The 17,511-nt window shown below is 73.3% G+C and carries 16 protein-coding genes and 1 pseudogene; 8 read left to right on the top strand and 9 right to left on the bottom strand.

Translation table 11 applies throughout. From position 1 onward, the window contains the following. Positions 1 to 33 precede the first annotated feature (33 nt). The 7 genes and pseudogenes from Mco01_RS13725 to Mco01_RS13695 form a co-directional block, all read right to left on the bottom strand. Positions 34 to 498, bottom strand: a complete 465-nt coding sequence (locus Mco01_RS13725; RefSeq protein ID WP_204057278.1) for an SPW repeat protein — start codon at positions 496 to 498, stop codon at positions 34 to 36. A 122-nt stretch (positions 499 to 620) separates the two neighbouring features. After that, positions 621 to 1,610 carry a DUF8832 domain-containing protein gene (locus Mco01_RS13720; RefSeq protein ID WP_204057277.1) on the bottom strand — a complete coding sequence of 330 codons (990 nt, stop codon included), beginning with the start codon at positions 1,608 to 1,610 and terminating at the stop codon, positions 621 to 623. An 83-nt stretch (positions 1,611 to 1,693) separates the two neighbouring features. Further along, positions 1,694 to 1,894, bottom strand: a pseudogene (locus Mco01_RS13715) (heavy-metal-associated domain-containing protein); the annotation flags it as partial. A gap of 88 nt (positions 1,895 to 1,982) precedes the next feature. Continuing rightward, on the bottom strand, positions 1,983 to 3,623 hold the full coding sequence (locus Mco01_RS13710) for an L-lactate permease (RefSeq protein ID WP_204057275.1): 1,641 nt from the start codon (positions 3,621 to 3,623) through the stop codon (positions 1,983 to 1,985). Positions 3,624 to 3,780: 157 nt separating this feature from the next. Continuing rightward, complete coding sequence (locus tag Mco01_RS13705; RefSeq protein ID WP_204057274.1) at positions 3,781 to 4,419, bottom strand: protein-L-isoaspartate O-methyltransferase family protein; 639 nt, start codon at positions 4,417 to 4,419, stop codon at positions 3,781 to 3,783. Positions 4,420 to 4,550: 131 nt separating this feature from the next. Next, the gene (locus Mco01_RS13700) at positions 4,551 to 6,020 is read right to left on the bottom strand and encodes a sensor histidine kinase (protein ID WP_204057273.1); all 1,470 of its coding nucleotides are present in this window, start codon (positions 6,018 to 6,020) and stop codon (positions 4,551 to 4,553) included. Between the two features lie 258 nt (positions 6,021 to 6,278). Then, positions 6,279 to 7,862 (bottom strand): flavin monoamine oxidase family protein, encoded by a 1,584-nt coding sequence (locus Mco01_RS13695; RefSeq protein WP_204057272.1) that lies wholly within the window; start codon positions 7,860 to 7,862, stop codon positions 6,279 to 6,281. 221 nt (positions 7,863 to 8,083) lie between these two features. Here Mco01_RS13695 and Mco01_RS13690 point away from each other — a divergent pair, with 221 nt between their 5' ends. The 4 genes from Mco01_RS13690 (at position 8,084) to Mco01_RS13675 (ending at position 12,872) form a co-directional block, all read left to right on the top strand. Continuing rightward, entirely contained in the window at positions 8,084 to 8,491 is a 408-nt protein-coding gene (locus Mco01_RS13690; RefSeq protein WP_204057271.1) for an SRPBCC domain-containing protein, read from the top strand. Between the two features lie 201 nt (positions 8,492 to 8,692). Then, positions 8,693 to 11,134, top strand: coding sequence for a M14 family metallopeptidase (locus Mco01_RS13685; RefSeq protein WP_204057270.1), 2,442 nt, complete (start codon positions 8,693 to 8,695; stop codon positions 11,132 to 11,134). Positions 11,135 to 11,304: 170 nt separating this feature from the next. Beyond that, entirely contained in the window at positions 11,305 to 12,465 is a 1,161-nt protein-coding gene (locus tag Mco01_RS13680; RefSeq protein WP_204057269.1) for a thiolase family protein, read from the top strand. A gap of 11 nt (positions 12,466 to 12,476) precedes the next feature. After that, positions 12,477 to 12,872: a Zn-ribbon domain-containing OB-fold protein gene (locus Mco01_RS13675; RefSeq protein WP_204057268.1), complete on the top strand. Its 396-nt coding sequence runs from the start codon at positions 12,477 to 12,479 to the stop codon at positions 12,870 to 12,872. 47 nt (positions 12,873 to 12,919) lie between these two features. Here the strand turns inward: Mco01_RS13675 and Mco01_RS13670 are convergent, their stop codons facing one another. Further along, a complete protein-coding gene (locus Mco01_RS13670; RefSeq protein WP_204057267.1) occupies positions 12,920 to 13,318 on the bottom strand; it encodes a hypothetical protein in 399 nt (132 codons plus the stop codon). Positions 13,319 to 13,422: 104 nt separating this feature from the next. Here Mco01_RS13670 and Mco01_RS13665 point away from each other — a divergent pair, with 104 nt between their 5' ends. Together Mco01_RS13665 and Mco01_RS13660 are read left to right on the top strand one after the other, a co-directional pair. Next, positions 13,423 to 14,301: a TIGR03619 family F420-dependent LLM class oxidoreductase gene (locus tag Mco01_RS13665; RefSeq protein WP_204057266.1), complete on the top strand. Its 879-nt coding sequence runs from the start codon at positions 13,423 to 13,425 to the stop codon at positions 14,299 to 14,301. A gap of 30 nt (positions 14,302 to 14,331) precedes the next feature. Continuing rightward, positions 14,332 to 14,781, top strand: a complete 450-nt coding sequence (locus Mco01_RS13660; RefSeq protein WP_204057265.1) for a nuclear transport factor 2 family protein — start codon at positions 14,332 to 14,334, stop codon at positions 14,779 to 14,781. Between the two features lie 53 nt (positions 14,782 to 14,834). On the opposite strand, the gene Mco01_RS13655 is transcribed toward Mco01_RS13660, so the two are convergent. Continuing rightward, the gene (locus Mco01_RS13655; protein WP_204057264.1) at positions 14,835 to 15,779 is read right to left on the bottom strand and encodes a Gfo/Idh/MocA family protein; all 945 of its coding nucleotides are present in this window, start codon (positions 15,777 to 15,779) and stop codon (positions 14,835 to 14,837) included. A 118-nt stretch (positions 15,780 to 15,897) separates the two neighbouring features. Here Mco01_RS13655 and Mco01_RS13650 point away from each other — a divergent pair, with 118 nt between their 5' ends. Together Mco01_RS13650 and ybiA are read left to right on the top strand one after the other, a co-directional pair. Beyond that, positions 15,898 to 16,812 carry a S1C family serine protease gene (locus Mco01_RS13650; RefSeq protein WP_204057263.1) on the top strand — a complete coding sequence of 305 codons (915 nt, stop codon included), beginning with the start codon at positions 15,898 to 15,900 and terminating at the stop codon, positions 16,810 to 16,812. 55 nt (positions 16,813 to 16,867) lie between these two features. Further along, positions 16,868 to 17,446 carry a riboflavin biosynthesis intermediates N-glycosidase gene (ybiA, locus tag Mco01_RS13645; RefSeq protein WP_239103591.1) on the top strand — a complete coding sequence of 193 codons (579 nt, stop codon included), beginning with the start codon at positions 16,868 to 16,870 and terminating at the stop codon, positions 17,444 to 17,446. Positions 17,447 to 17,511: the final 65 nt, after the last annotated feature.

Genomic DNA, 17,511 nt, shown 5'->3' with positions numbered 1-17,511 from the left:
TGACGGGGCGACGCCCGGCTGCCGGGCTCGGCGTCACCACTCGCCGGGGTGCGTCTCCCCGGTCGCCCGTGGCGCGCGCGCGGGCATCCGGTGCCGCAGGGCCATAGCCATCGCGCCCGCGCCGAGCACGAGGATGACGGCCCCGGTGACCACGTTGTTCCAGATCGTCGCGGTCGTCGCCGGCTGCCCCCTGATCACCCAGGGCGCGACGATCGTCCAGATGCCCAGCAACGGCGTCACCCAGCTCACGCCGTACGTGCGGCCGAACGCGGACGCGTACCCGAGGGCGAGCGCCGCGACGGCCAGGCCGACGATCAGGTTGTTGACGAGCAGGCTCCGGAACCCGGTGAACCCCACGACCCACGGCGAGATGGCCAGATACAGGCCCGCGAGGCAGGTGAGTCCATCCATGACCTGCGCGGGCGCGGCCGACCCCACTCGGTCGTACGTCTGCCGCAGCTCCATCACGTCGGGACGGTTGAGACCTGATCGCACCATGATTCGTCACCTCTTCCCACAGTGCTCGATCCCTCCGTACCCGGTCGCCGGAGATCATGGCCAGAGGGCGGCCAGGAAACGGTCATCTCTTCCCCAAGGCCGCCCGCCTCTTCTTCCGGCGCTCAGCCGTCCGTCCCGTCCGCGGTCACCGTGAAGGCGGCCGTGTGGACGGACCCGCCGTGCCGGAAGTCGAGGAACAGCCGGTACGCGCCCCCGCTGGGGACCTGCGCGTGGAAGGTGATCGCCGGCCCGGCCGGGGTCACCCCGTCGCCCGGGGCGCCCTGGGGATGCACGTGCAGGTAGGCCAGGTCCCCGGCGCGCAGGGCGACCAGGTGGCCGTACGCCTCCAGATAGGGCTGGAGGTCGGTGACGGGCCGCCCGGCCCGGGTGACGGTGGCCGTGAGCGGGGCGGCCCTCCCCGGCGTGAGCGCGCCGACGAGCGTGACCGTGTAGCCGTCGACCGTCGCCGTACGGGACGGGGCCGGCAGCGGACGCGGGGTGTAGCCGCCGGGGGCCTGGAGGTCGACGCCCAGGGTCAGCGGGTCGTGCCCCTCCGGGGCGAAGTCGGCGAAGGCGCGGTACGGCCCGGCCGACGGCGGCGTCAGCCGGACCGACCACAGGCCCGAGCCGTCGAGGGCGGGGTGGACGTGCCGGAACGTGCCGAGATCCCGGCTCACGACGATGAAGTGGAGCTTCTTGCCGTGTTCGGTGCGGTAGCGCGTCACCGGTGCGCCGTCGGGCCCGATGACGCGGAAGGTGAACTCCGTCTCCCGGCCGGGCTCGAGGGTCGTGGTCGTCGGCCGCAGCGTGTAGCCGTCCTGCGAGATCTGGAGCCCCTCCGGGAGGGCGCTCTCGTGGGCCTGGTGGCCGGCGGCGCCGTGCCCGACGACACCACCGGGCATGCTCATGCCCCCGGAGGCCGCGTCGCCGTCGGCGCCGTGCCCGGGCACTCCACCCGGCATGCTCATGCCCCCCGAGGCCGCGTGGCCGGTCGGGGCCGGCGCCGGGCCGAGGCCGTCGGCGTCCCCGACGGCCCTGCCGGCGCCGAACGCGGCCGCGAACGCGACGCCGAGGCCGAGGGCGTACACCGCGGTTCTGGTCGCGGCGCTCACGGCGCCCCGGCCGTCCCAGTCCCGGCCGTCCCAGTCCCGGCCGTCTCGTACCCGGCCACCTCGTACCCGGCCACCTCGTACCCGGCCACCTCGTACCCGGCCTCGCGGACCGCCGCCGCGATCAGAGCCGGGTCGACGGGTTCGCCGCTCCGCACGGTGACCAGGCCCGTGGCCAGGTCGACCTCCACGCCGGTGACGCCCGGCACCTCCCCGACGTCCTCCTTCACGGAGCTCACGCAGTGTCCGCAGGTCATGCCCGTGACGGTGTAGGCGGCGATGGTCATCCCGTCTCACTCCTTTGCCAGATATTTACCCATAGGGGGTATGCACCGGTGCGACCATAACATACCCCAGCAGGGCATCAGGTCCGAGTCAGGGGACCATCCAGGACAGGACCGGGGAGGCCTGGAGCCCGGAAAGCACGCAGAGGGCGACCAGGAATGCCAGGCTCCAGCCGATGACGCGCCGGAAGATGTCCCCCTCCCTGCCGTGCAGGCCGACGGCCGCGGCCGCGATCGCGAGGTTCTGCGGGGAGATCATCTTGCCGAGCACGCCGCCCGAGCTGTTCGCGGCGGCCAGCAGGGTCGGGCTGAGCCCCGCCTCCCTGGCGGCGGCCACCTGCAGCGCGCCGAACAGCGAGTTGGACGAGGTGTCGGAGCCGGTCACCGCCACCCCGAGCCAGCCGACGATCGGCGACAGCAGCGCGAAAACGTCGCCCGCGCCGGCCATCCAGGCGCCGAGCGTGGTGGTCTGCCCCGAGGCGTTCATCACGAAGGCCAGCGCCAGCACCGCCATCACCGTGACGATCGCCCACCGCAGCCGGTGGAGCGTCGCTCCGTACGCCCTGACGGCGCGGGCCGGCGTGCGCCGGAGCGCGAGCATCGTAAGCAGCCCCGCGGCGAGCATCTGCGTCCCGGGGGTGGTGAGGAGGTTGAGCGTGAACGACGCCGGCGACAGCGGTTCGCCCTTCACGCCGAGCAGGTGGAGCCCGGGCCACCTCACGATGCTCGTCGCGCGGTCGAGGAGGCTCCTGACCGGGGGGATCTGGCAGACGACGAAGACGGCGACGATGATCGCGTAGGGGGCGTAGGCCCGGATCACCTCGGCCCGCGAGTCGGGGCGGGTGACGCCTCCCGTGAACTCAGCGGTGGGCTCGTCGGCCGCGCCGCCCGCGATCACTGCGGGCCCGGCGGGGGCCGGGCGTGAACCGGTCACCCGGACCAGGGCGACCACGGCGGCCGCCGACAGGAGGGACGCGACCACGTCGGAGAGCGGCACCGAGACGAAGTTGGAGGTGGCGTACTGCGCGACGGCGAAGACCAGCCCGCACGTCAGCGCCACCGGCCACGTCTCCCTCAGGCCGCGCGGGCCGTCCGCGATCACGACGAGCGCCAGCGGCACGAACACCGCGAGGACGGGGGTCTGCCTGCCGGCCATGGCCCCGAGGGTGTCGCTCGGGATGCCCGTCACCTTGCCCAGCGTGATGATCGGCGTGGCCATGGCCCCGAACGCCACGGGGGCCGTGTTGGCGCTGAGCGCGAGCACGGCGGCCCGGAGCGGCTGGAAACCCAGGGCGATCAGCATGACCGAGGTCACCGCCACCGGCGTCCCGAAGCCGGCGAGGGCCTCGAGGAGCGCGCCGAACGAGAACGCGATGATGATCGCCTGGATCCGCCGGTCGTCGCTCACCCGGGCGAACGAGCGCCGCAGCACGTCGAAGTGCCCGGTCTCGACCGTCATCTCGAACACCCAGATCGCGTTGACGACGATCCAGAGAATCGGGAAGAACCCGAACGCCGCGCCCTCGGTCCCGGCCAGCAGCGCCTGCCCGGCGGGCATGCCGTACACCGCGACGGCGACCAGGAGGGCGAGCGCGAGCGACACCAGCGCGGCGACCCACGCAGTCAGGCGCACCAGCCCGAGCAGCACGAACAGCAGGAGCAGCGGCAGCGCCGCGACAACTGAGCTCCAGGCGAGCGAGTGGGCGACGGGATCGAGGACCTGCTGGTACACGGCGACCACCCCGCCTGTGTGGATCGGCCGACGAACACTCCGGGTTTTCTCCCCATCACGGCGTCCGTGAAGCCCGCGCCCTGCCGTCCGGCCTGGACGGACGCCGGTGACGACCGCACCGGCCCCGGCCGCCTCCGCCCGTACGCGCGTCCGCGCCTCAGGAGGGGTAGCCGTACCGGCCGTGGAGGCGGACGAACCGCGCCAGGCTCAGCACCTCCCGGGGCTCCAGCCCGATGACGGTGCGTTCGAACAGGACGACCTCCTCCTGGCCGCCGGTCCCGATGGGCTGCACCAGGCGGCCGCCGGGCCGCAGCACCCCGACGAGCGGCGCGGGGACGGTGGGGAACGCGGCCGACACCAGCACCGCGTCGTACGGCGCGCGCTCCGGCGCCCCCTGGCCGCCGTCCCCCACGAGCACCTCGACGTTGCCGATGCCCCGCCGGGCGAGGTTGCGCCGCGCCCGGGTGACGAGATCGGGCCACAGGTCGACGCTCACCACGCCGCCGGCCAGCCGGGCGAGCAGCGCGGTCTGGAAGCCGAGCCCGGTGCCGACCTCCAGCACGTGCTCGCGTCCGGTGAGCGCGAGCCCCTCGATCATCCGGGCGGACAGCGAGGGCTGCGTGGTGACCTGCCCGTGGCCGATGGGCAGCGGCACGTCCTCGTACGCCCGTGCCGCCTGGCCCGCCGCCACGAACCCCGCCCGGGGCGTGGCGCGGACCGCCTCGATCAGGCGCTCGTCGCGGACGCCCGCGGCCCGTACGGCCCGGGCGAGGTCGTCGGGGCCCGGTCGTGCCACGTCCACCACGCTCGCGTCGGAGCGGGCGGGCCGTCCGGCCGTTCCCGGCGCGGTCGCCGCTCCCGTAGGCGGTGATGCCCTCCGCGCGGCGCGGGAACCGCCCGCGGCGCGCTCTCGCGCGGCGGCGGCCCTCACGTCGTCCGCACCGCCTCGCGGGCGGGGCCGCGCCGCCCGCTGTCGCCGTCGCGCCCCTCCAGGCCCTCGGGAGCCCCCTCCGCCCGGGGCGGCGGGCCGGCGTCGAACAGCGGGAGCCGCAGGACGAAGCGGGCGCCCCGCGGGGAGTCCTCGATCGTCAGGGTGCCGTCGTGGGCCAGGGCGATCGCGCGGCTGATGGCCAGGCCGAGCCCGCTGCCCTTCGGGTCCCGGCGGCGTCCGTCCTGCAGCCGCACGAACGGCTCGAACACGCGCTCCCGGTCGCGTAGCGCGATGCCGTCGCCGTCGTCGGTCACGGCCACGACGGCGTGGCCGCCCGACCTCCGTACCGTGACCTCGACGGACGTGGCCGCGTGCCGCTGCGCGTTGACCATCAGGTTGCTCACCACGGCGGCGAGCTGGATGTGGTTGCCGAGCACCCGGACGCCGGGTTCCGCGTCGGCCCGCACCGGCACCCCCGTCGCCCGGGCGACCACCTCGTCCCGTACGAGCCGGGTCAGGTCGACGGGGGCCGGCCCCTCCGGCGACACGTTGCGGACCCGGGCGAAGACCAGCATGTCGTCGATGATCGCGCGCAGCCGGGTGGCGGTGGACAGCGCCGACCTGATCGTCTCGTCGCGGTCGACCTGGCCGGGGTACAGCAGGGCCTCCTCCAGCTGGGTCTGGAGGCCGGCGACGGGGTTCTTGAGCTCGTGGGAGACCATCGAGGCGAAGTGCCGCTGGTAGGCGACGGACTCCTCCAGCTGGGCGAGGGTCCGGTTGGCGGTGCGGGCGAGCTGGCCGATCTCGTCGTCGGAGCGCGGCTCGGGCACCCGCAGGCTCAGGTCGCTGACGGTGATCTCGGCGATCCTCGACCGGATGGCGGCGACGGGCCGCAGCGTGCGGCCCACCAGGAGCCAGGTCGTGAGCGCCACCAGGCCGACGCCGACCAGGACGAGCCCCGCGGTCACGAGCTCGAGCTCGCGCGTCGCCAGGACCGGTGGCTGCCGCATGGCCGCGTAGACCACGTGGGTCTCGCCGCCCCACAGCAGGCCGACCTCCTGGGGGAAGATCCGGACGGCCGTGAGCATGAGGCATCCGGTTCCGGGGGAACACCGCGTCCCGCTCTGGATGCGGTCGTCCGTGGGGGGCAGCAGCGTGCTCAGCGGGGGCCTGCCCGCCGCGGCCGCGCTGGCGGCCACGACGTGCTGACGGGAGTCGACGAGCTGGAGGAGGTCGATACGCGGGGTGGTGATCGGAGGCGGGATGCGGTCGGGCCGCATCGAGGCGATCCAGTCGGTGGCGACGCGGCCCGTCTCCTTGTAGATGTGATCCTCGATCATGTTCCGGATCGAGTAGTCGACCCCGGCTCCGATCACGGTGAGGGCCACCAGCGCGAGCGCCGCCGCGGCGATGGTGAAGCGGGCGCGGATCGAGCGCGGCAGGAGTGATGACAAGGGGCCTCTCACGGCGCACCCTCCCTCCATCCGTCCATTTTGGGGCAAATGAACAGGTCAAAGCCTATGCAAGGGGAAGCCCACGAGCCCATTGCCGAGACCCGACCAGGGCATAGCCGAACCAAAACCTTGCACGCCCATGACCCGCGGAGGCGGTCGTGCGCCCCCCCGAGAGGGCGCGCCCCGCGGTCCCGGGAGACCGGACCGCGGTGAGCGGTGCCGCGGCCGGGCGCGGCCGGAACCATGCCGGCCGCGCCCGGGATCCACGCGTCACCGCAGGGCGGCGATGATCTCCGCGGCGGCGCGCTGGCCCGACTCGACGGCGCCGTTGAGGTATCCCTGGAAGTCGACAGAGGTGTGCTCGCCGGCGAAGTGACAGGTGCCGACGGCCTCGCGCTCCACGCCGACGACCGTGGTGTACTGGCCCACGCCCCAGTAGGAGTAGGAGCCGCGGGTCCACGGGTACGACGCCCAGTGGTTCAGCAAAACCCGCCCGTTCCAGAGCGCGCCGATCCCGGGCACGACCGGTTCGAACTGGCCGAGGAACCTCGTGGCGTACTGGGCGGGCCGGAGCGTTCCAAAGTCCGCGCCGATCGCGCCGCCGGTGTAGTTGACCAGGATTCCCTCCGTGCCGCTCTGCCCGCGCGTGACGTCCCAGGTGTTCTGGTAGCCCGTGTCGGCGTACGTCTCCCCGTTGGACCCGATCTCGTTCCACAGCCGCCGGCTGAACTGGAGGTGCAGCTTGGAGTTGGTGCCCATCAGGGACCCGGCGATCGCCGCGGCCTTGCGGGCGGGGAACCGGGCGCCGGCGAGGTCGACGTCGCGCAGCAGCGAGAAGGGCAGCGCCAACACGACGTGGTCGGCGACGACGGTTGTGGACTTCGCCGCCCCGGGCGTTCCCGCGGTGACCGCCCAGGTGCCGTCACCGCGGTCGGCGAGCGCGCGCAGCGCCGTGCCCAGCGCGACCTGGCCGGGGAGGGCGGCCGCCAGCCGCTGGGCGACCTGGTCGTTGCCGCCCGTCACGTGGTACTTCTCGTTCGACTTCCCGAACATCCGGATGTTTCCGGGCCCCTGGTAGGCCAGCAGGTAGATGAGGTTCAGCGACGACTGCCGCGTGGTCTCCGCGCCGTACTCGATGTTGTACGCGACGTCGAGGAGCTGACCGAGGCGCGAGCCGGACCCTCCCGGGACGTACGCGTCGATCCAGTCGCGCACCGACATGTGGTCGAGTTCGTAGCCGCGCTGGGTGTAGCCGGAGTAGAGGGTGGGGTAGCTCGCCGCCGACGCGTCGTCGTGCAACTGCTGCCAGATGCCCTTCAGGTCGGCCTTGGCGGTGTCGTAGTCGTAGCGGGCGCCGTCGAAGTGGAAGACGGGCTCGGAGCCGCTGGGCTCGGCGGCGAGCAGGTTCTGTGTGGTGAGGCCGAGCTCCTGGGTGAGCTGGAGCAGCGCCGTGTGGCCCTGGTCGATGAGCTCGCCCCCGTGCTCCACGACCTGGCCGGACGCGAACGTGCCCCGGTCGCTCCAGCAGCGCCCGCCGACCCGGTCGGCGGCCTCGTAGACGGTCGCAGTGTAGCCGGCCTGCCTCAGCCGGTACGCGGCGGTGAGCCCGGCGAGGCCGGCTCCGATGACGACGATCCGCGGCTGCGCCGCGCGGGCGCGGACGGGAGCGGTGAGGCCGTACGCGGCGGTGGCGCCGAGGCCGGCCGCCGCGCCGGCCGCCTTCATCAGGGTGCGGCGGGAGACGGCCGGCCCGGACGCTGCGGACGACGGTGTGGGCGACGGTGCGGGCGCCGCGTCCGGCGCGGCCTGGTCGACGAGGTGACGGAGTGCGGCGAACAACGGCGTGCGTGCCATGGCTCTTCCTACCCTGGCGGACGGCCGCCCGGCCGTCCGTCCCTAGTGCACGGGGGGTGACGAGCGCGACGGTATATGGGGGTCCGGTGGTCGAACAGAGATCAACATGTAAGGGAAAAGGCCGCCCTGACCTCCTGTCCGATCTCACCCGGACATGCCCTCACCTGTGATGACGCGCTCGCCCCTTGCCGCCCCCCGGTGAAACCGGTATTACTGGTTACATGTCCGCCACACCGGGTCTCACCAAGGACGCGGGATGGGAGCTCGGCGTGCGCCGAACGGTCCCGGTCCCGCTCGACGCCGTCTGGGACTACCTCCTGGGCGATGGACTGGCGCTGTGGCTGGGCGCCGCCGAACTGGGCACGCGCAAGGGCGACGCCTACGTCACCGGCCACGGCGTGCGCGGGGAGCTGCGCAGCCGCACCGAGCGGGTCCGCGTGCGCCTCACCTGGCGTCCGCCGGACTGGACGCACGACTCCACGCTGCAGATCACGGTGTCGCCCGCGGCGACGGGCACGACGATCGGCATCCACCAGGATCGGCTGGCGAGCGCGTCCGAGCGGGAACTCATGCTCGCCCACTGGCGGGAGGTCGCCGAGCGGATCGCCGCAGCGCTCTCCCCGGGATGACACACGGCCGCCCCCCGTGACGGTCGTGCGCAAAATCCCTCTGAAGGCGTCTAGATCAGGATGTAACTGAAAGATCCCGAAATCAGGTGGTATGAGGCCTTGACGATCATTTGGCGCTGATTGACACTGCCTCCAACTCGCGTGATCAACGGCCGGTCGACCTCCCCCGCCCGGCCGGGCACGCCGACTGGAGGAAACTCGATGAGGAGCTCTCCCAGAAGAGCCAGGCGCCTGGCGGCGGTCCTCGCGCTGCCGCTGGCGATCACCCTGAACGCCCTTCCGGTGCTCGCCGCCCCTTCTCCGCAACCGAGCGAGATCGCCCCCGACCGACCGTCCAGCACCGCCCAGAACGGCGTGGCCCTCATGCGGGTCGTCGTCCCCGACCAGGCCGCCGTGGACCGGCTCGCCGCGCTCGGGGTCGACCTGGCCGAGTACACCAAGCCGGTGGACGGCGGCATCGAGGTGCACGCCGTGCTGAGCCCCGAGGAGACCCGCGACCTGCGGGACAAGGGCTTCGACGTCCGGGACGCGATCTCCGACCAGAGCGACTACGCCGCCAACACGGCCGAGCGGAGGCAGGCCCTCGCGTCGGCGTCCGCGGACGCGGCGGAGACCGACACGCTGACCCCGCTGCGCGCGGAGTGGTTCACCAGCCTCGACGGCCGGCGCTTCCTGTCCGTGGAGGTGAAGACGAGCGCGACCGACGCGGAGACCGTGCTCACCGCCACCTGGGACAGCGGCCCCGGCACGGCTCCCGGCTCGGGCGGCACGGCGACGATGTCGCGCTTCACCGACGCCGGGCAGTACATGTACCACCGCTTCAACACGCCGCTGCCGGTCGACCAGACCCCGGCGAAGGTCACCGTGACCAGCAGCCGGGGCGGCTCGGTCACCGTCCCGGTGACGAAGTGGCTCGGCGAGCCGCGCAAGGCCCCCGGCGCGCACTACGTGCAGGACTTCGTGGACCACTACATGGACCCGACGGAGGTCACCGGCCGGATCACGGCGCTGGCCAAGGAGTTCCCCGCGATCTCCCAGATCGTCGACCTGCCGTACAAGACGAACGGCTACCGCCGGGCGGCGCAGGCGCAGTTCGGCACGGCCGCCGCGAGCACGTTCTACGTGACCTCCAAGGCGTACGGCGCCGAGGGCGGCAACGAGGTCAGCGTGGCGCTGGCGCGCCCGTCCACGGCCTCGGCTCCGCTGTCGGTCGCGGTGAACGGCAAGGCCGTGACGGTCAGCCTGGCCACCGACGCGTCCGGCGCGATCGTGAGCACCGCCGCCCAGGTCGTGGCCGCGCTCAACGGGGACTCCGCCGCGTCGGCCCTGCTGAGCGCCGCCACCTACCGCGGCAACGCCGGGGCCGGGGTGGTGGCCGAGGCCCCCGCGACGAGCCTCACCGACAACCTCAAGGCGCCGGCCACGGTGTCGCGGCAGCCGTTCCAGATGAAGGTCCTGCGGATCGGCAAGCACCGGGACGGCTCCAGGACGGGCGTCTTCCTGTACTGCCAGGAGCACGCCCGCGAGTGGGTGACCCCGATCACCTGCGTGGAGACCGCGGAGCGGCTGCTGCGCAACTACGACACGGACGCCGCCACCCGCAAGCTCGTCGACAACCTCGACATCTTCATCCTGCCGACCGTGAACCCCGACGGCGGCCACTACTCGATGTACGACTACAACATGCAGCGCCGCAACATGACGAACTACTGCCCCGCGGCGAACGGCGACCCGGCGCGGCGCAACTCGTGGGGCGTCGACCTCAACCGCAACTTCACCGTGGGCTCGGTGTTCGACGGCTACACCGGCGCGTCGACGAGCTGCACGAGCGACACCTTCGGCGGCCCGGCCGAGCTGTCGGAGCCGGAGACCCGCAACGAGGTGTGGCTGACCGACACGTTCCGCAACATCAAGTTCGCCATGAACACGCACTCCTACGGCGGCTACTTCATGTGGCCCCCGGGGGCGTACAAGACCGCCGGGCGCGAGGTGCTGCCGCGGGCCGACTTCGGCACCGAGAACTACTTCTGGGACGCCTCCGGCCACATCCTGTCCGCCGTCCAGGCGTGGCGCGGCACGGCCATCTGGCCCGGGCGCACCGGCCCGGTGACGGACGTGCTCTACTCGGCGGCCGGCAACAGCGCCGACGAGCACTGGTACAACCGGGGCATCATCGGCTGGGACTTCGAGGTCGGCGCCGACGTCTACGACCCGGCCACCAAGCAGTACCAGGCGGTCGGCTTCCAGCCGCCGTTCAGCGAGGGCCACGAGGAGGCGATGGAGTTCGCCAACGGGCAGATCGCCATCCTGGAGGTCGCCCGAACCTACGCGGACGACCACGACCGCCCCGACTCGCGCCTCGAGGTGACCGGCACGACCGCCACCTCGGCCACGTTCACCTTCTCCACCGACGAGCCGGCGAACGTGTACTACACGCTCGACGGCAGCCGGCCGACGCTGAGCTCGCCCAAGCTGGCCGCCGCCGGCATGCGGGAGGGCGCCCAGAAGATCACCGTGGACAGGACCACCGAGGTGCACTGGTTCTCGGTGGACATCGCGGGCAACGTCGAGAAGAACTACAAGCCGGACGGCAACGGGAAGAACTACGACAAGGAGACCGTCCAGGTCGGCGACGCCCGCTGACCGTGAGCCCGAGGCCGCCGGCTCCCCCGCCGGCGGCCTCGTCCCGCGGCACGTCGCCGTTCCGGACACGTGAGCGCCGGCGCGGCGGGCACGATGACCCTGACGGCGACGCCGACGAGGGTCACGACGATCACGAGGACCGGCACGACGACGGGGAACGGGAGGGCACGATGAACCGCGCACCGGTCATCGCGGGGCTCGGCATCACGGAGCTGGGCAAGGTCTACGGCCGCAGCGCTCCCGAATTCGCGGCCGAGGCCGTGCGGCTGGCCGCCGCCGACGCCGGGCTGGACCTCGCCGAGGTGGACGGCCTGCTGACCAACACCGGGCTCAGCCGCGACGTGGGGCTCGGCCTGCAGCGCGACCTCGGGCTGCGCGACCTGCGGCTGCTGTCGGAGGTCCAGGCGTACGGGTCCTCGGCGGGCGCCATGGTGCAGTACGCGTCGATGGCCGTCTCCTGCGGCATGGCCGACGCCGTGGCCTGCGTCTTCGCCGACGCGCCGCTCAAGGAGAGGAGCCCGGGCGGGTCCGCGTACGCGTCGGCGGGCCGGGCGCCGAAGGGCTGGCAGGGGCTGGCCGCCGCGTCGGGCATCTCCAGCGCCACCACGATGTACGCGCTGGCCGCCCGCCGGCACATGACGACGTACGGCACGACCAGCGAGCAGTTCGGCGCGATCGCGGTGGCCCAGCGGGCCTGGGCGGCGCGGAACCCGCTGGCCCAGCTGCGCGAGCCGATCACCCTCGCCGACCACCAGGCCTCCCGGTGGATCACCGAGCCGTTCCACCTGCTGGACTGCTGCCTGGTGAGCAACGGCGGCGTCGCCGTGATCGTGACCTCGGCCGACCGGGCCGTCCACCTGCGGCAGCCCCCGGTCCACGTGCTCGGGTGGGGGCAGGCCCATCCGGGTCACGTCATGGGGCGCGGCAGCGAGTTCGGCCTCGTCAGCGGGGCGGCGATCTCCGGGCCCGCGGCGCTGAAGATGGCCGGGGTGACGCTGTCCGACGTCGGGGTGGCGGAGCTGTACGACTGCTACACCTACACCGTGCTGGTCAGCCTGGAGGACTACGGCTTCTGCGCCAAGGGCGAGGGCGGCGACTTCGTGACGAGCGGCGTGCTCGGCCCGGAGGGCTCACTCGCCGTGAACACCGGAGGCGGCCAGCTGTCCTCCTACTACATGTGGGGCATGACGCCGCTGTCGGAGGCCGTCGTCCAGGCCCGCGGCCAGGGCGGCGACCGCCAGGCGGCCAGGAACGACGTCGTCCTGGTGAGCGGGAACGGCGGCGTCCTCGACCACCACTCCACCCTCGTCCTCAGCCCGCACGCGCGTTAGGAGCAGCCCGGATGCCCGTGGGAATCGTCCACCGCGACGCCGCCGCCGCCGCCTTCTTCGACGGCGCCGCTCGTGGCGAGCTGCTCGTCCGGCGGTGCGCGTCGTGCGGCGGCTTCAGCGCGCCGCAGGCCCGCGCCTGCGCCCACTGCGGGACGCCCGAGCAGGAGTGGGCGCCGTCGGCGGGCGCCGGAACCGTGATCACCTGGGCGGTGGTGCACGGCCGCCCGGCCGACGGCGAGGCCGCCCCGCGGACGGTCGTCGCCGTCGTCGAGCTCGACGAGGGGCCGTGGCTCCAGGCCCAGCTCACCGGCGTCGCACCGGAGGAGGTGTCCGCCGGGCTGCGCGTCCGCGCCGGGTTCGAACACCCGGAGGGGGGCGAGGCGGTCCCCGTCTTCCACCCGGCCTGACCGCCTCCGTTGTCCCACGTGGCCGGAACGGGCCTTGCGGGGCGCCCCTACCGCGGCCGGCAGGCTCCGCCGCCGAGCGGCGGATCGCCGTCCGGGGGGCTGACGGCCCGCGCCTCGTCCTCGTCGTCGAACTCGATCCGGCAGCCGCACATGACCCTGGTTACGGCCGGGTCGAGACCGCGGAGGTGCTCCAGGGAGATCACCACCGTGGTCTGTCCGGCCACCCGCAAAAGGTGCCTGTTGGCCTCGCTGAACGCGGCCGCCCTGGTGAGCATCCCTCGGAAGCGGTCCGTGAGCGGAAGCGTGAGCTCGTAGACCCCGCCGGTCTCGCGCAGGACGTCGCCGAGGAGCCGGCCGGGCAGCCTGGGGATCGAGCCGTCCCGGAACGCCCGCGTCGCCCAGTGATCCTCGTCGACGGCCTCGGCGTGGGACGTGAACCTCGCCATCGCGCGCACCTCCTCTCGGAGAAGGATCGCAGCATCCGGCGGTACGTGTCCCACTTGGCCGGAACGGGCCTTGCGGGTAGAACAGGTTCTCGTACGCTCGGAGGATGCGGTTCACCTATGCCGAGGCCATGACGGACCCGGCGTACCACATCCCTCTGGCTCGGGCCGCCGAGGCGGCGGGCTACGCGGGCTTCAGCGTGGCCGACTCCCTCGTCTACCCGAAGGACTCCGGCACGAGCTACCCGTACACACCGGACGGCGACCGGGAGTTCCTGGAGGACAAGAGCTTCGTCGAGACGTTCGTCCTGATCGCGGCCATGGGGGCGGTGACCTCCACGATCCGGTTCACGCCGTTCGTGCTCAAGCTGCCGGTGCGGCCGCCCGTGCTGGTGGCCAAGCAGGCCGCCTCGATCGCGTACCTGACCGGCAACCGGCTGGCGCTCGGGGTCGGCCTGAGCCCGTGGCCGGAGGACTTCGCGGCGATGGGCGTCCCCTGGCCGCGGCGCGGCAGGCGGATGGACGAGGCCATCGAGGTGGTCCGCGGGCTGACGGGCGGCGGCTACTTCGAGTACCACGGCGAGTTCTACGACCTGCCGCCGGTGAAGATGTCGCCGGTGCCCACCGAGCCGATCCCGATCCTCGTGGGCGGGCACAGCGACGCGGCGCTGCGCCGGGCCGCCCGGATGGGCGACGGGTGGATGCACGGGGGAGGCGACCCGGCGGAGCTGGACGCCCTGCTCGCCCGGCTGGCGGCCCTGCGCGCCGAGGAGGGCACGGCCGGCCGGCCGTTCGAGATCCACGCGATCTCGCCCGACGCGTACAGCGTGGACGGGGTGCGGCGGCTGGCGGACAAGGGCGTGACCGACCTGATCGTGGGCTTCCGGTGGCCGTACGCCAAGGGACCGGACACCCAGCCGCTGGCCCGCAAGATCGAACTGCTGGAGCGCTTCGCGGAGTCGGTGATCGCCAGGGTCTCCCCTTGACCCAGGACTAGAACGCGTTACAGTCCGGGTATGACCGCCGCCGTCACGTGGCTCGCGCCCGACGCCGACCACCCGGCGCGGCGGGCGGCGCGGCTGTCCATGTCCGCGGTCGCCGAGGGACGCCGGGACGACTGGCTCGCCCTGTTCGCCCCGGACGCCCTGGTGGAGGACCCCGTCGGCCCCTCGATGCTCGACCCGGACGGGGCGGGGCACCGGGGGCGCGACGGGATCGGGAGGTTCTGGGACGCGAACATGGCGGCGGCCCGGGGGTTCCGCTTCCGCGTCACGGACTCCTTCGCCAACGGGCCCTGCTGCGCCAACGTCACCGCGATCACCGTCCTGTTCGGCGGCGGAGCGGCCATGACCGTGGACTGCGTGATCGTCTACACCGTCGACGCCGGAGGACTGATCACGTCGCTGCGCGCCCACTGGGAGCCGGACCGGGCGGCCGCCACGATGACCGCCCGCCGGCCGGAGTAGATCAGGCCCGCCAAGCCTCCTGCCGCCCGCCGAGTCCGCGTCGTCGCGGGGGCTCAGGCGGCGGAGTGGTGGAGCGCGATGAGGGTCGCCGTGGTGTCGAAGCCGAGCACGGGGTCGGGACGGCCGGAGAGCAGGCTCTCGTACAGCGGCCGGTAGTGGGCGACCTTCCGCGGGGTCCGGCCGTCGTCGCCGTGGGAGGCGAGCAGGTCGCGGCCGCGCGCGGCGAAGCCGGTCATCGCCGTGTGGTCCATCCAGACCTCCACCCCGGAACGGCCCAGGACGAGGACGGTCTCCTTGCTGCTGGATCCGGTGAGCCAGCTCGTGCGCAGCCGGGCCGTGCCCCGCTCGCCCCGGGACCGGTACTCGCACGTGCACCAGGCGCTCGCGCCGCCGTCCAGGTCGTACGCGGAGCTGAGCCCGGCGAGGTCGACGAAGCGGGCGAGCATGCTGAGCTGGTTCACCCCGGAGTCCGTCCAGGCCGAGCCGTACGAGGCGAAGGCCTGCTCGCCCCGCTGGACGTACGGGTCGTGGAACGCCGAGGTGATGCTCGTGATCGGACCCCACTCGGGGTGCTCGGCGATCTGGCGCTCGGCCCAGCGCACCTCGGGGGAGAACGCGAAGTGGTGCGCGGTGAAGACGCGGCCGCGGACCCCGGCGGTCTCGTCCAGCGCCCGCAGCCGGTCGAGGGACGCGAGGTCGTGGACGAGTGGCTTCTCCACGAGCACCCGGGCGGTGGACGTCGTGAGGGCCCGTACGGTCAGGTCCGCGTGGGTCGCCGTCGGGGTGGCGATCACGACCAGGTCCGGGTCGTGCGCGGCGAGGGCCTCGGCGAGGTCGCCGTAGTGCGGCGGCGTGGACCCGCGGAAGTCCGGCGGCCCGGCCCGCCCGGGGTCGGCCGTGAACTCCAGGGACACGTCGGCGCGCTCGGCCAGCACGTCGAGGTGGGTCCGGGCGATGATCCCCAGCCCCGCCAGGCCGACGCGTACGAGGTCGCTCATCGTGCTCCGCCCTCCCCCGTACGCACGTCCGCCGCCTCAGGATAGTGGGCGGCGGAATACCTTTCCCTTCGGCCGTGCTTGCGATGTAATCAAGTAAGCATTCTCGTAGGGAGGCTTCATGGCGCTCGACGCGTACTCCCACATCGTGTCCTCGGTCGCGGCCGAGCTCACGCCGAAGGTCGCCGCCCTCAGGACCCGCAGGGGAAGCGGGTCGGCGGTCGTCTTCACGGCCGACGGGTTCCTCCTCACCAACGCGCACGTCGTGGGCGAGGCCACGCGCGGCACGGCGGCCTTCTCCGACGGCACGTCGGCCGACTTCTCCGTCGTCGGCTCCGACCCGCTGTCGGACCTCGCCGTGGTCCGGGCGCTCGGCGCCACTCCCCCGCCCGCGGTCCTCGGCGACAGCGACGGCCTCGTCGTGGGGCAGCTCGTCGTGGCCGTCGGCAACCCGCTCGGCCTCGCCGGGTCCGTCACGGCCGGCGTCGTCTCCGCCCTGGGACGGTCGCTGCCCGCCCGGATCGGCTCCGCCACGCGCCTCATCGAGGACGTCATCCAGACCGACGCCGCGCTCAACCCGGGCAACTCGGGAGGCGCGCTCGCCGACGCGGAGGGCCGGGTTGTGGGGATCAACACCGCCGTCGCGGGCGTCGGGCTCGGGCTGGCGGTGCCGATCAACACGACGACGCGTTCGATCATCGCCACGCTGATGAACGAGGGACGGGTCCGGCGCGCCTACCTGGGCCTGGTGACCGCCCCGGCGCCGCTGCCGCCGGCGCTCCAGGAGCGCGAGGGCCGGCGGAACGCGCTGCGGGTGGTCGAGGTCGTGCCCGGCTCGCCGGCGGCGAAGGCGGGCCTGCGGGTGAACGACCTGGTGCTGACGGCCGGGGGCGAGCCGGTGGGCGACGCCCAGGGCCTTCAGCGGCTGCTGTTCGCCGAGGCCATCGGCCGGCGGCTGCCCATCACGGTCTTCCGCAACGGCGCCCTGGTCGACGTCATCACCGAGCCGGTCGAGCTCGGCCTCTCCTCGATCTGACCCCGCCCCGGAAACCGGTTGGTGCGCCCCGGCCCTCCTGTGGCACGGTGGGAGCGTGTCCGATCATGTGGTCCCGCCGGCGCTCCGCAGCGTGGACGAGGCGATTACGGCGGAACAGGCGGGCCACGCCCTCCGCTACCTGTACTTCTGGGGCCACCAGCCGGCCCGCGACGGCGGCGTCGGCCCCGGGTGCCTGTCCCAGTGGTGGCCGGCCGCCTTCTCCGAGGACGGCCGCGCCTTCGCCTCGGCCGAGCACTACATGATGGCGCACAAGGCGTGGCTGTTCGGGGACGACGCCACCGCCGAGCGGGTCCTCGCGGCCGGCCACCCCGGCGAGGCCAAGACGCTCGGCCGCGCCGTACGCGGCTTCGACGAGGACGTGTGGCAGGCCCGCCGCTTCGACATCGTGGTCCGCGGCAACGTCGCCAAGTTCGGCCAGGACGCCGGCCTGCGCGAGTATCTGCTCACCACCCGGAACCGGGTCCTGGTCGAGGCCAGCCCGTACGACCGCGTCTGGGGCATCGGCCTGGCCGCCGGCGACGAACGGGCGGCCTCCCCGGCGACCTGGCGCGGGCTGAACCTGCTGGGCTTCGCCCTGATGGCGGCCCGCGACCTCCTGACCCCGGCCCCCTGACCCCTCAGCCGGGGCCTCGTCGCCCGAGGACCTCCAGGTAGTGCCTGTTGTACATGACACCTAGG

Source organism: Microbispora corallina (assembly GCF_016863035.1).
GTDB classification, from domain to species: Bacteria; Actinomycetota; Actinomycetes; order Streptosporangiales; family Streptosporangiaceae; genus Microbispora; species Microbispora corallina.
This window is presented reverse-complemented; position numbering and strand designations above follow the sequence as displayed.